This window comes from Enterobacter cloacae complex sp. ECL72 (assembly GCF_019056635.1).
Taxonomy (GTDB): Bacteria; Pseudomonadota; Gammaproteobacteria; order Enterobacterales; family Enterobacteriaceae; genus Enterobacter; species Enterobacter hormaechei_C.
The window spans coordinates 343,528-357,427 of sequence record NZ_CP077659.1; the positions used below are offsets into that span (position 1 = coordinate 343,528).

9 protein-coding genes are annotated in these 13,900 nt (G+C 55.3%); all 9 read left to right on the forward strand.

Features of this window, described 5'->3' with window-relative positions:
• Window positions 1–53: 53 nt before the first annotated feature.
• The 9 genes from mrcB (at window position 54) to fhuB (ending at window position 13,837) form a co-directional block, all read left to right on the forward strand.
• The gene (gene mrcB, locus KTH07_RS01625) at window positions 54–2,576 is read left to right on the forward strand and encodes a bifunctional glycosyl transferase/transpeptidase (protein WP_017383751.1); all 2,523 of its coding nucleotides are present in this window, start codon (window positions 54–56) and stop codon (window positions 2,574–2,576) included.
• A gap of 272 nt (window positions 2,577–2,848) precedes the next feature.
• Window positions 2,849–3,457: a fimbrial protein gene (locus tag KTH07_RS01630; RefSeq protein WP_017383750.1), complete on the forward strand. Its 609-nt coding sequence runs from the start codon at window positions 2,849–2,851 to the stop codon at window positions 3,455–3,457.
• A gap of 43 nt (window positions 3,458–3,500) precedes the next feature.
• A complete protein-coding gene (locus KTH07_RS01635) occupies window positions 3,501–4,214 on the forward strand; it encodes a molecular chaperone (RefSeq protein WP_032620934.1) in 714 nt (237 codons plus the stop codon).
• Window positions 4,215–4,234: 20 nt separating this feature from the next.
• Window positions 4,235–6,712 (forward strand): fimbria/pilus outer membrane usher protein, encoded by a 2,478-nt coding sequence (locus KTH07_RS01640; RefSeq protein WP_032620935.1) that lies wholly within the window; start codon window positions 4,235–4,237, stop codon window positions 6,710–6,712.
• Window positions 6,713–6,756: 44 nt separating this feature from the next.
• Window positions 6,757–7,704: a fimbrial protein gene (locus KTH07_RS01645; RefSeq protein WP_223862345.1), complete on the forward strand. Its 948-nt coding sequence runs from the start codon at window positions 6,757–6,759 to the stop codon at window positions 7,702–7,704.
• Window positions 7,705–7,909: 205 nt separating this feature from the next.
• Window positions 7,910–10,120: a ferrichrome porin FhuA gene (fhuA, locus tag KTH07_RS01650; RefSeq protein ID WP_015572711.1), complete on the forward strand. Its 2,211-nt coding sequence runs from the start codon at window positions 7,910–7,912 to the stop codon at window positions 10,118–10,120.
• A gap of 50 nt (window positions 10,121–10,170) precedes the next feature.
• On the forward strand, window positions 10,171–10,968 hold the full coding sequence (fhuC, locus tag KTH07_RS01655; protein ID WP_017383746.1) for a Fe3+-hydroxamate ABC transporter ATP-binding protein FhuC: 798 nt from the start codon (window positions 10,171–10,173) through the stop codon (window positions 10,966–10,968).
• A complete protein-coding gene (gene fhuD / locus KTH07_RS01660) occupies window positions 10,968–11,858 on the forward strand; it encodes a Fe(3+)-hydroxamate ABC transporter substrate-binding protein FhuD (protein WP_017383745.1) in 891 nt (296 codons plus the stop codon). The genes fhuC and fhuD overlap by 1 nt, the downstream gene beginning before the upstream one ends.
• On the forward strand, window positions 11,855–13,837 hold the full coding sequence (fhuB, locus tag KTH07_RS01665; RefSeq protein WP_063162021.1) for a Fe(3+)-hydroxamate ABC transporter permease FhuB: 1,983 nt from the start codon (window positions 11,855–11,857) through the stop codon (window positions 13,835–13,837). The genes fhuD and fhuB overlap by 4 nt, the downstream gene beginning before the upstream one ends.
• The last annotated feature ends 63 nt before the right edge of the window (window positions 13,838–13,900 follow it).

Here is a 13,900-nt window from a genome sequence, read left to right on the forward strand (position 1 = left end):
TGTGCAAGATAAGAAAATCTGGCCTTTGCGCCTGAATGTTGCGGAGAAAAAGCATGGCGGGGAATGACCGCGAGCCAATAGGACGTAAGGGAAAGCCGACGCGTCCGGCGAAAGAAAAGGTAAGCCGTCGTCGCCTCAGAGATGAGGAGTATGACGATGACTATGAAGACGATTATGAGGATGAAGAACCGATGCCACGTAAAGGGAAAGGCAAAGGGCGTAAGCCTCGTGGTAAGCGCGGCTGGTTCTGGTTGCTGCTGAAGCTGTTCATTGTTTTTGTTGTCCTGATCGCGATTTACGGCGTTTATCTGGATCAGAAGATCCGCAGCCGTATCGACGGGAAAGTCTGGCAATTGCCTGCGGCAGTGTACGGCCGCATGGTGAACCTTGAGCCGGACATGTCCATCAGCAAGAACGAGATGGTGAAGCTGCTGCAAGCCACGCAGTATCGTCAGGTCACGAAAATGACCCGTCCGGGTGAATTTACCGTCCAGGCGAAAAGCATTGAGATGATCCGCCGTCCATTCGACTTCCCGGACAGTAAAGAAGGGCAGGTGCGCGCGCGTCTGACCTTTGACGGCGATCGCCTGGAAACCATTGAGAACATGGATAACGATCGCCAGTTCGGTTTCTTCCGTCTCGATCCGCGTCTCATCACCATGCTGTCGTCCGCAAACGGCGAACAGCGCCTGTTCGTGGCGCGTAATGGCTTCCCGGATCTGCTGGTAGATACCCTGCTGGCAACCGAAGACCGCCACTTCTACGAGCACGACGGTATTAGCCTTTACTCCATTGGTCGTGCGGTACTGGCGAACCTGACTGCCGGGCGTACGGTGCAGGGGGCAAGTACCCTGACCCAGCAGCTGGTGAAAAACCTGTTCCTCTCCAGCGAGCGCTCTTACTGGCGTAAAGCCAACGAAGCGTACATGGCCGTGCTGATGGATGCGCGCTACAGCAAGGATCGCATTCTTGAGCTGTACATGAACGAGGTGTACCTCGGTCAGAGCGGTGACAACGAGATCCGCGGCTTCCCGCTGGCGAGCCTGTACTACTTTGGTCGTCCGGTAGAAGAGCTGAGCCTTGACCAGCAGGCGCTGCTGGTGGGCATGGTGAAAGGCGCGTCGATCTACAACCCGTGGCGTAACCCGAAACTGGCGCTGGAGCGACGTAACCTGGTGCTGCGTCTGCTGCAACAACAGCAGGTGATTGACCAGGAGCTGTACGACATGCTGAGCGCGCGTCCGCTGGGCGTTCAGCCGCGCGGTGGGGTGATCTCTCCGCAGCCTGCCTTTATGCAGATGGTGCGTCAGGAGTTGCAGTCTAAGCTCGGGGATAAAGTGAAAGATCTCTCCGGCGTGAAGATCTTTACCACCTTTGACTCCGTGGCACAGGACGCCGCAGAAAAAGCGGCGGTAGAAGGTATTCCGGCGCTGAAAAAGCAGCGTAAGCTGAGCGATCTGGAAACCGCGATGGTAGTGGTTGACCGTAACACCGGCGAAGTTCGTGCCATGGTGGGCGGTGCTGAGCCGCAGTTTGCGGGCTATAACCGTGCCATGCAGGCGCGTCGTTCAATTGGTTCACTGGCAAAACCGGCGACCTATCTGACCGCGCTGAGCCAGCCGAATCTTTATCGCCTGAATACCTGGATTGCCGATGCGCCAATTTCCCTGCGCCAGCCTAACGGCCAGGTTTGGTCACCGCAGAACGATGACAGACAGTTCAGCGGCCAGGTCATGCTGGTGGATGCGTTAACCCGCTCGATGAACGTGCCAACGGTTAACCTCGGAATGGCGCTGGGCCTGCCGGCCATTACCGACACCTGGCAGAAGCTGGGGGTACCGAAAGATCAGCTGCACCCGGTGCCAGCGATGATTCTGGGGGCGCTTAACCTGACGCCAATCGAAGTGGCGCAGGCGTTCCAGACCATCGCCAGCGGCGGTAACCGTGCTCCGCTTTCCGCTCTGCGTTCGGTGATTGCCGAAGATGGCTCCGTGCTGTATCAGAGCTTCCCGCAGGCAGAACGTGCAGTTCCGGCGCAGGCGGCCTATATGACGCTGTGGACCATGCAGCAGGTTGTCCAGCGCGGTACAGGCCGTCAGCTGGGAGCGAAGTATCCGGGCCTGCATCTGGCGGGTAAAACCGGGACCACCAACAACAACGTCGATACCTGGTTCGCCGGTATTGATGGTCGTGAAGTGGTCATCACCTGGGTGGGGCGCGATAACAACCAGCCGACCAAACTGTATGGCGCGAGCGGTGCGATGTCGATTTACCAGCGCTACCTGGCCAACCAGTCTCCGGTGCCGCTGAACCTGGTTGCCCCGGAAGATATCGTTGATATGGGCGTGGACGCATCGGGCAACTTTATCTGCGGTGGCGGGATGCGTACGCTGCCGGTCTGGACGACTAACCCGGATGCGCTGTGTCAGCAAAGTCAGCCAGAAGAACCGACAGGTAACCCGTTCGATCAGTCTTCTCAACCCCAGCAGCCGCAGCAACAGCCGCAGCAGCAGAATGAGAAGAAAGACAGCGACGGTGTCGCCGGCTGGATCAAGGACATGTTTGGCGGAAACTAATTAGTTTCCTGAATAAAAGGCCGCTTAAGGATTAAGCGGCCTTTTTTTATGTTTACATTCATTTATATTTAAAATTATTAAATTTAAAATGTAGAATTATTAATTTTTGCTTTTTTTCATCTAAAACAGAGAGTTGTGTCCGATTATTCGGGCATTATCATTTTGCGATCTAGACGTGATGAAGAATAATCTGATTAAATCCTCCCCAGAAATTTACTGACCTCACAGGATATTCCTTAGAGGACTTCCCAACATTTTTGTATATATCAAGAATGGATATCTTCATCATCACATATAAGGATATTGTTATGAGTAAATATGTTGTTTCAACGGTGCTGGCCAGCACGTTTATGGCTGCACTTTCTCTGCCGGTATTTGCAGCGAATGATTCTGGTACGGTAAATTTCGCCGGAAAAATTGTGGCGGATACCTGTGAAATTGATGTTGATGGCTCGGGGTCCAATACTTCCACCGTCACATTTGCAGATACTTATCCTTCTGATTTTGGTACTGACGGTCAGGTCGGGACGTCGAAGGCCTTTAAGATTGAAGTGAAAAAATGTGATCCGCTGGTTGCCAAACTGAACCTCAAGTTCAGCGGCACCACAACGGATGCGGAATACAAGCGCCTGAAGAACGATCTTTCCGGCGCTGGCAATGCGACCAACGTTGGCATCATTGTCAGTAATGAAAATGGGACTAAGGGGGACGTGGTTTTCAACGGATCAGAACCGGAAGCCGGTACCGATGTTGCGAACGATGCCACTGGCGCCACAGCATCTGTCTTTAATTACACCGCGAAAGTTATTCAGGTTGGTGATAACAAACCAACAGCAGGTCACTACTCCTCATCTGCAACGTTCGAGGTTGTTTATCGCTAAATCTATTTTGGCAGCCTGAAAGGGCTGCCTTCTGGAACGTAGTATGAATTATTTATTAAAATTGTTAGGTGGATGTTTGATTATCTCTTGCTGTTCAGTACAGGCAAGTGTGGTTCTCGGTGGCACGCGAATTATTTATCCATCGAATAAATCCGAAGTACAAATAGCACTCAAAAATAAAGACCCTCATACTCGATATCTGGTGCAAAGCTGGGTGAGTTACCCCAACGATGCAAAAGCACCTTTCATCATTACGCCGCCTGTCTATAAATTACAGGAAAATCGTCAGACCCTTTTGCACATCATTTTTACCGGCGATAAAAAAAATCTGCCCGCAGATCGCGAATCTTTATTTCTGGCGAATGTGAAATCCGTCTCGGCGTTATCACCTGACTTAAAAGACAAGAATACGCTGCAATTCGCGATGAAAACGCGTCTGAAGCTGTTCTGGCGTCCTGCTGATTTGAAAGAAACCGATGCGCTACAAGCCTATGAAAAAATCACCTTCCGCCGCCAGGGGAACAAGCTCATTGCGAAAAAACCAACGCCGTTTTACGTCTCCTTTGGCGAGCTGGCCGTGGGCGGGAAAAGTGTCCCTGTGACTGACACAAGAACAACGCCGGGGGCGATTTCAATGATGGTCGCACCTTTCAGCGAGCAATATTTTTCTGTGCCTCAATCTGCAAACGGGCCCGTGACGTGGACTGCTATTAGCGATTTCGGCGCGCAAACCTCCCAGCGCAAGCAGGCTCTTTAAACACACAATGCTGGTACCCTATGTCGTCATCTCCACTCTACAAACAGGTTCTGAAGGGAATCGCGTTAGCGCTGCTCGCGATGATCCAGCCTGTGAGTGCAGATGACGAATTTAACCTGCGGATCCTCGAGATGGACACTCCGCTGGAAAACACCTCAACGCTAAAAAATTTCATTAATGATAATGGCTTACTGCCCGGAAACTTTCTGACGACCATTATGTGGGATCGGGATGTTCTGGATAAACGCACGGTGAGTTGGATCTTGTCTGACGATAAGCAGCGCCTGTTACCGGAGCTGACCAAAGCGGATCTGCGTGCATTAGGGGTAAAAGTCGACACGATCCCGGACATGAAAGATCTGGATGATGCGGTGATAATCGATGACATCTCCCATTTTATTGATAATGCCCGCTACGATTACGACCAGGATAATCAGACCCTCAAGCTGGTGATCCCGCAAAAATACCGCGATCAGGCTGCGGCCGGGGCTATCGAGCCGAAATTCTGGGATGACGGTGCTCCCGCCGCCTGGACAAGCTACCAGTTTAGCGGCTCTCAGCAGCACTATCGTTCTGGTAAAACGTCATCTGCATGGCTTGGCCTGGAGTCGGGGATCAACCTCGGGGCGTGGCGGTTGCGTAACAACAGCACCTGGAGTGACAACGCCGGTTGGGATGCAATCGCCAGTACGCTGCAACGTGATATCAAAACCCTGCAAAGCCAGCTTGAGATAGGCCAGACGTACACTAACGGCGAGCTTTTCGACAGCGTCCAAATGACCGGCGTGAAGCTGGAAACGGATACTTCCATGCTGCCCACCAGCCAGCAGGGGTTTGCCCCCGTGGTGCGTGGTATCGCAAATAGCGATGCAAAGGTCACCATCAGGCAAAACGGCTACACCATTTATCAAAGCAACGTCTCTCCGGGGCCATTTGAGATCCGCGATTTAAGCCAGGTCACATCCGGCCCGGATCTGGAGGTGACGGTGGAAGAGGCCGACGGCAGCGAACACAGCTTCATCCAGGCCAGCGCATCGGTACCGGTGCTACAGCGGGAAGGGGCATTTAAATATTCGCTGGCGGCAGGGCGTTATCGCGGTAATGAAGGTGAGGACGAGCCCCCTTTTCTGCAAGGGACGGTCATTTACGGCCTGCCTTATGGCGTAACAACATACGCCGGCGCGCTCGTTGCATCGTCGTATCAGGCTATGCTGGCGGGAACAGGGGCCGATCTTGGCCGTTTCGGATCGGCATCCGTGGATGTGACCGCCGCCCGTACGGCTTTTGATGATGGACGAGATGATGCCCGCGGGATGTCATGGCGTGCGCAGTATTCCAGGGATATTCCGGATACAGACACCACCGTGACGCTTGCCAGCTACCGTTATTCCACCTCAGGGTTTTATACCTTTCAGGAAGCTGTCGACCAGCGTGACAGCGAGATTGACGATGGGATTTATACCTATCGGCGAACCAATAATCGGCGCAGCCGCATGCAGGTTAATCTTTCCCAACGCGTTTCGGACTGGGGATCGGCTTACCTTAATGGTTATCAGCAGGATTACTGGAACATGGCGGGACACGAGCGCAGCGTCAGTGCGGGGCTAAGCTCCGGCTGGCGCGGTATAACCTGGTCGGTAAGCTACAGCCTGACGCGTACGCCGGACGCCAATACCGATCGGCAAATGGCGTTGATGGTCAACGTACCTCTTTCACGCTGGCTAGCGAACGCATGGTCAACTTACAGCGCCAACACTGCCAGCGGTGGATTCGTTTCGCATCAGGTAGGGATCGGCGGCACGGCACTTGAGAACAATAACCTCAGCTATAACCTCCAGCAGACCTATGCCAGTCAAGATACTGGCTATGGCGGCAGTGTATCCGGGCGCTACCGGGGATCTGCCGGTGATGTCGGGCTGGGGTATAACTACGGGGGCGATAACCGACAGTGGAACTACAGCGCGCAGGGTTCAATTGTTGCGCATGAACATGGAGTAACCCTGGGGCAATCCGTCCGCGACGCCTTTGCCATTGTCCATATCAAAGATGGCGATAACGTCAAAGTACAGAACGGGCGAGGGATCTACACCGATCGCTTTGGTAACGCGATTGTCCCTTCCCTGACGGCCTACCGGAAAAACGGTATTACGGTCAACACCCAGGATCGTGAAGATATTGAAATTGCCGCCGCTACCCAGGATGTTGTCCCAACAAAAGGTGCGGCCATCTCAGCGATTTTTGATGCACGAGTGGGGAAGCGTGCGCTTATCACGCTGCTTTTCCACGGCAAGCCGGTACCTTTCGGCGCCATTGTCACGCAGGAAAGTGCAACGGCTATCGTCGGTGATGAAGGAGAAGTCTGGCTTACCGGTCTGCATGAAGCGGTTTCCCTGAATGTGCAGTGGGGTGACGGGCGCGATCAACGGTGTGCGTGGGCGGGGGATCTCCCTCCCGGGCGCTCAGCAACTATTTTGAAAATGACGGTAAATTGCCAATGAGGCGTAGCAAAGAACTATTCATCAGCGCAATGGCTGGCCTAATCATGCTGTTTTCAGCTCCGGCATTCGCAACTTGTACATTTACGGGAGGCGGAAGTAGCGGGGGAATTGTTACCTTCAACATTCCCGCTGTCATCCAGCTTGAGCCAGACGTTCAGGTCGGTACCATTATTTATGACGCCAGCGTGGAATCAGGTGAAATTGCGCAAAGATGTGATGGTGATTCCGTTCGGGTACGTAGAGGCTATCTCTCATTGAGTGATGCTGATGCGCGTGAAGATGTTTTACCCGGAGTGTATAAAACCAACGTGACCGGGATTGGCATTCGCGTTGCAGCGTCTACAACCCAGTTCCCCAGCTATACCGAAGAAGACATTATCAGGCCGGAAACTTATCTTGGCACGATCAGAAGCTTTTCAACGAATTACAATTTCCGGGCTACCGCTCAGTTGATCGTTATTGGTGAAGTCGAAGAGGGCGATCTTAATACGTCCCTGTTAACCTCACATGAAACTTACGATAACGACGTGATAGGCGAAATTCGCTTTTCACCAACCAGTGTGCACATTACGACAAACACCTGTAACCTGGCGGATAAAAACATCTACGTGCCGCTGGAAACGGTCAATGCGCACGATTTTAACGGTCAGTATTCTGACATCCTGACCGACAGTCGTTTCAGGATTGATATTACGGACTGCGCCGCCGGGACAAAAATTGATTATCAGTTCACCAGTGCAGGGTCGACTGGCGTAACGGATGGCAATATCCTCAATATTGCTACCGGAGACAACGCTGCAAGCGGCGTAGGCATTCAAATCCTCGACAAGAACGATGCGGTGTTACAGTTCGACCAGAGCTACACGGCAATAACCCGTACCCAGGACAACGTCCCGGTTGAGATCCCACTCAAAGCCCGTTACATCAAAACGGGAGAGGTTAAAGCCGGGAAAGTCGACGCCGTCGCGACTTTCGAACTCTTCTATCGTTAAGCCCTCCGGCCCGTTTCGGCGGGCTTTAGCGATCATTTCGCTAACTTCATTAACCCTCTATTTTCATCTGGTTAATTCTTAAACCCTTAAATCTTGTAGGGCCGCATACTGCTTGCTATGCAGCCAACGTTTCGCATATTATTCTGCGGTCATAATAATAATTCTCGTTTACGTTATCATTCACTTTTTCCATCAGAGATCCATCATGGCGCTTTCCAATACTGCTCAGCCAATTAACACGTCGCTGCGTAAAATCGCGGTCGTCGTAGCCACAGCGGTTGCCGGCATGTCTGCTTATGCTCATGCCGCCGAAACCCCGAAAAAAGAAGAAACCATTACTGTTACTGCCGCACCGGCTGCGCAGGAGAGTGCCTGGGGGCCTGCACCGACGATTGCAGCAAAGCGCACTGCAACGGCGACGAAAACCGATACACCGATCGAGAAAACCCCGCAGTCCATTTCCGTGGTCACACGTGAAGAGATGGACATGAAACAGCCGGGGACGGTTAAACAGGCGCTGGCCTACACGCCGAGCGTTTTCGCAACGCGCGGCGCCTCCACGACCTATGACGTGGTTTCTATTCGTGGTTTTACGACCTCCAGTACAGTGAACACCAACCAGTATCTGGACGGTATGAAGCTGCAAGGGGATAACTACTCTGAAGCGTCGATGGACCCATACTTCCTGGAGCGCGTAGAGCTGCTGCGAGGCCCGACGTCCGTACTGTATGGAAAAAGCCACCCTGGCGGCGTAGTGAGTATGGTCAGCAAGCGTCCAACCACGGAACCGTTAAAAGAAATTCAGTTCAAAATGGGGACGGATAACCTGTGGCAGACTGGGTTTGACTTCAGCGACGCGATTGATGATAACGGCGTGTGGTCCTACCGTCTGACCGGCCTGGGACGCAGTGAAAATGCGCAGCAGGAGATGGTGAAGTCTACTCGTTACGCGATTGCGCCGTCTTTCAGCTGGCGTCCTGATGATAAAACCGATTTCACTTTCCTGAGCAACTTCCAGAGCGATCCGGATGCGGGTTACTACGGCTGGCTGCCGCGTGAAGGTACCGTTGTGCCTTACTATGATGCTAACGGAAAGGCGCACAAACTGCCGACCGATTTCAACGAAGGCGATGAAGACAATAAGATCTCCCGTCGTCAGAAAATGGTGGGTTACAGCTTCGCGCATGAATTCAACGACACCTTCACCGTGCGTCAGAATCTGCGTTATACCAAAATCAATACGCTTTACCGTTCAGTTTACGGTAATGGCTATATCGCTCCGGCCCAGATCAGCCGTGCGTACGTGCGCTCAGATGAAGACCTCAACTCGTTCACGGTTGATACACAGCTCCAGTCGAAATTCGCGACCGGTGCCGTTGACCATACGCTGCTGACGGGGGTGGATTACCTTCGTATGCGCAATGATATTGATGCTGACTACGGTACCGCCGATCCGATCAGCATGAACAATCCGCAGCACGGCAATGCGAACGTCAATGTGAACTTCCCGTATGCCATGCTCAATCGTCAGGAGCAGACCGGGCTCTATGCGCAGGATCAGGCGGAATGGGATAAGTGGGTACTCACCATGGGTGGCCGCTATGACTTTGCAAAAACGTCTGCCTTTAACCGTAATAACGGGACCACCGCGGAAATTAACGATCAGGCATTTACCTGGCGCGGGGGGATTAACTACCTGTTCGACAACGGGATTACCCCATACTTCAGCTACAGTGAATCCTTTGAACCGCTCTCTGGCACCACCCAGGGCGGCAAACCGTTCGATCCGGCGCGCGGCAAGCAGTATGAAGCGGGCGTGAAGTATGTTCCGAAAGATCTGCCTGTTGTGGTGACGGCCGCGGTCTATCAGCTGACCAAGAACAACAACCTGACCGCCGATCCGGCGAACCCGACCAGCGGCTTTAGCGTGCAGGGCGGTGAAATTCGCTCCCGTGGCTTTGAACTGGAAGCGAAAGCGGCAGTGTCGGCTAACGTGAACGTGACGGCGGCCTACAGCTACACCGATGCGGAATATACCCACGATACCTGGTATGAAGGTCGTCGTCCGGCAGAAGTACCGCGCAACATGGCATCCCTGTGGGCGGATTACACCTTCCACGAGACGGCGCTGAGTGGCCTGACCGTCGGTGCGGGCGCGCGTTACATCGGTAACACGGTGACGTACTACTCCTCAGCGTCGCCTAAAGCCTATGAGTCCTTTAACGTCGCGGGTTATGCCCTGGCGGATGCGACCGTGAAATACGATCTGGCGCGCTTCGGTCTGCCGGGATCTTCCGTCGGCGTCAACGTGAACAACATCTTTGACCGTGAATACGTCTCCAGCTGCTACAGCGAGTATGCATGCTACTGGGGAGCAGGACGCCAGGTTGTTGCCACCGCGACCTTCCGCTTCTAACCTCTTTATGGGCACGGTTCGCCGTGCCCTTTTTATTTAAGTTGGCTGACATGCAGGATAATAAAACGCAATCCGACTCCACCTTCACGCTTAACAATCTCTCCTTTCGCGTACCCGGGCGCACCTTGCTGCATCCGCTCTCTTTGACGTTTCCCGCAGGTAAAGTTACCGGTTTAATCGGGCACAATGGTTCCGGTAAATCGACGCTGCTGAAGATGCTGGGTCGTCATCAGCCGCCGTCCGAGGGCGACATATTGCTGGATGACCAGCCGCTGGCGAGCTGGAGCAGTAAGGCCTTTGCCCGCAAGGTGGCCTATCTGCCGCAGCAGTTGCCGCAGGCGGAGGGGATGACGGTGCGCGAGCTGGTGGCGATTGGACGTTATCCGTGGCACGGTGCGCTCGGGCGTTTTGGCGTCGCTGACAGAGAGAAAGTGGAAGAGGCGATCGCGCTGGTTGGGTTAAAACCGCTGGCGCACCGTCTGGTGGATAGCCTGTCCGGTGGCGAGCGTCAGCGCGCATGGATCGCGATGCTGGTGGCGCAGGACAGCCGCTGCCTGCTGCTCGACGAACCCACTTCGGCGCTGGATATTGCTCATCAGGTTGACGTCCTGGCGCTGGTGCATCGCTTAAGTCAGCAGCGCGGCCTGACGGTGATTGCCGTTCTGCATGATATCAACATGGCGGCACGCTATTGCGACTACCTGGTAGCGCTGCGCGGCGGTGAAATGATCGCTCAGGGTACCCCTGCCGAACTGATGCGCAGCGAAACGCTGGAACATATCTACGGTATTCCTATGGGCATCCTGTCTCACCCAGCCGGGGCTGCACCCGTGAGCTTTGTCTACTGATGCTGGATTTAACATTCATTAGCCGCCGTCGCCTGCTGACGGCCATGGCGCTCTCACCGCTGCTGTTAAAGATGGGCCCGGCCCGCGCTGCGGCTATCGATCCGCACCGCATCGTGGCGCTGGAGTGGTTGCCCGTCGAACTGATGATGGCGCTTGGCGTGACGCCTTACGGCGTGGCCGATATTCCCAACTACACCCTGTGGGTGAATGAGCCAAAACTGCCGGACTCCGTCATCGACATTGGCCTGCGTACGGAGCCGAACCTTGAGCTTCTCACCCAGATGAAACCGTCTTATTTATTCTGGTCTGCGGGGTATGGCCCGTCGGAAGAGACCATGGCGAAGATTGCGCCCGGACGGGGCTTTTCCTTTAGCGACGGCAAAAAGCCGCTGACCATGGCAAAAAATTCCATCCACGAGATGGCGCAGTTTCTCAACCGTGAGGCTCAGGCGAAAAAACATCTCGATGAATTTGATGCGCTGATTGATTCCCTCAAGCCGCGCTTTGCCCACCGTGGCGATCGGCCTTTGCTGATGGTAACCCTGCTGGATGCCCGCCATATGCTTGTCTTTGGAAATAACTGTCTGTTCCAGGAAGTGCTCGACAGCTTTGGCATTCGCAATGCCTGGGAAGGCGAGATGACATTCTGGGGCAGTACCGCCGTGGGTATTGACCGTCTGGCGGCGTTTCGTGATGTGGACGTGCTGTGCTTCGATCACGGGAACGAGCGCGAGATGCAAACCCTGATGGCGACCCCGCTCTGGCAGGCAATGCCGTTCGTCCGCGAGCAGCGCTTCCTGCGCGCGCCAGCGGTATGGTTCTACGGCGCGACGCTGTCGGCAATGCATTTTGCCCGCGTGCTGGACAATGCACTGGGAGGCAAGGCATGAGCACGCGTATGGCTCGTTTCCCAATGTTGCTGTTAGCGCTCATTTTTCTGGCTGCCCTGATGTTAACCGGCTTTAACCTGAGCACGGCGTTACCGCGCGATCAATGGGCAGCCGCGTTTGCCGCACCGGATATCGATAATATTCAGCAAATGCTGTTCCACTACAGCCTGCTGCCGCGTCTGGCTATCTCCCTGCTGGTCGGGGCGGGACTGGGACTGGTGGGCGTACTGTTTCAGCAGGTGCTGCGTAACCCGCTGGCAGAGCCGACCACGCTGGGCGTGGCGACGGGGGCTCAGCTGGGGATCACCATCACCACTCTCTGGACCCTGCCGGGAGCGTTAACCTCGCAGTTTGCCGCGCTGGCAGGCGCATGTGTGGTCGGTGCGCTGGTCTTTGGCGTGGCCTGGGGAAAACGTCTCTCGCCGGTCACGCTGATCCTCGCGGGGCTGGTCGTCAGCCTCTACTGTGGGGCGATCAACCAGCTGCTGGTGCTGTTTCACCACGACCAGCTGCAAAGCATGTTTATGTGGAGTACCGGCACGCTCACCCAGACCGACTGGAGTATCGTCCAGCGCCTGTGGCCGCAGCTGTTCGGCGGCGTGGTGCTGACGCTGCTGCTGCTGCGTCCGCTGACGTTGATGGGCCTCGATGACGGCGTGGCGCGCAATCTGGGGCTGGCGCTGTCGCTGGCGCGTCTGGCGGCCCTGACCCTGGCGATTGTGCTGAGTGCGTTACTGGTTAACGCCGTCGGCATCATCGGTTTTATCGGCCTGTTTGCGCCGTTGCTGGCAAAAATGCTCGGCGCACGCCGTCTGCTGGCGCGGCTGATGCTGGCTCCGCTGATTGGCGCGCTGATCCTCTGGCTTTCCGACCAACTCATTCTCTGGCTGGCGCGCGTCTGGATGGAAGTTTCCACGGGCTCGGTGACGGCCCTGATCGGCGCGCCGCTGCTGCTGTGGCTGTTGCCGCGCCTGCGCAGCATTAGCGCCCCGGCAATGGATGCCGGCGATAAAGTACATGCCGAACGTCAGTCGGTGGTGTGGTTCAGCCTTGCCGGGCTGGCGGTGCTGGTTATCGCCTCGTTTGCCGCACTCTCGCTGGGACGTGACGCCACGGGCTGGCACTGGGCGATGGGGGATTTGCTGCATGAACTCATGCAGTGGCGCTGGCCGCGGATCTTCTCCGCGCTGATTGCGGGCGTCATGCTGGCGGTGGCCGGCTGTATTATCCAGCGTCTCACCGGCAACCCGATGGCAAGCCCGGAAGTATTAGGGATCAGCTCCGGAGCCGCGTTTGGCGTAGTGTTAATGTTGTTCCTCGTGCCGGGAAATGCGTTCGGCTGGCTGATGCCTGCCGGGAGTATCGGCGCGGCAGTCACGCTGATGATTATCCTGATCGCCTCCGGGCGAGGGGGGTTCTCACCTCACCGCATGCTGCTGGCCGGGATGGCGCTCAGCACCGCGTTTACTATGCTGCTGATGATGTTGCAGGCGAGCGGCGATCCGCGCATGGCGCAGATCCTGACCTGGATTTCCGGTTCAACGTACAACGCCACCGGCAGTCAGGTGGTGCATACCGGGATTGTGATGATCGTGCTGCTGGCGATTGTGCCGCTGTGCCGTCGCTGGATGACCATTCTGCCGCTGGGTGGAGATACCGCCCGCGCGGTCGGGGTGGCGCTGACGCCAACGCGTATCGCCCTGTTGCTGCTGGCCGCGTGCCTGACGGCGACGGCCACCATGACTATCGGCCCGCTCAGTTTTGTCGGATTAATGGCGCCGCACATCGCCCGTATGATGGGCTTCCGCAGGACTTTGCCGCATATCGTGATCTCTGCGCTGACGGGCGGAGCGATCCTGGTTTTTTCTGACTGGTGCGGAAGGATGGTGCTGTTCCCGTATCAGATCCCGGCGGGCCTGCTGTCGACCTTTATCGGCGCGCCGTACTTTATATATCTGTTGAGAAAGCAGAGTCGGTAATAAAAGTAAACGGCAATCCTTAGATTGCCGTTTTCGTGTTTGCTCCCTCTCCCAAGGGAAGAT

Bases quoted from the DNA above. Each gene is read 5' to 3' on its own strand.
- mrcB (WP_017383751.1), top strand. From the start codon at position 54: ATGGCGGGGAATGACCGCGAGCCAATAGGACGTAAGGGAAAGCCGACG.
- fhuA (WP_015572711.1), top strand. From the start codon at position 7,910: ATGGCGCTTTCCAATACTGCTCAGCCAATTAACACGTCGCTGCGTAAA.
- fhuD (WP_017383745.1), top strand. From the start codon at position 10,968: ATGCTGGATTTAACATTCATTAGCCGCCGTCGCCTGCTGACGGCCATG.
- fhuB (WP_063162021.1), top strand. From the start codon at position 11,855: ATGAGCACGCGTATGGCTCGTTTCCCAATGTTGCTGTTAGCGCTCATT.
- KTH07_RS01645 (WP_223862345.1), top strand. From the start codon at position 6,757: ATGCTGTTTTCAGCTCCGGCATTCGCAACTTGTACATTTACGGGAGGC.
- KTH07_RS01640 (WP_032620935.1), top strand. From the start codon at position 4,235: ATGTCGTCATCTCCACTCTACAAACAGGTTCTGAAGGGAATCGCGTTA.
- fhuC (WP_017383746.1), top strand. From the start codon at position 10,171: ATGCAGGATAATAAAACGCAATCCGACTCCACCTTCACGCTTAACAAT.
- KTH07_RS01630 (WP_017383750.1), top strand. From the start codon at position 2,849: ATGGATATCTTCATCATCACATATAAGGATATTGTTATGAGTAAATAT.
- KTH07_RS01635 (WP_032620934.1), top strand. From the start codon at position 3,501: ATGAATTATTTATTAAAATTGTTAGGTGGATGTTTGATTATCTCTTGC.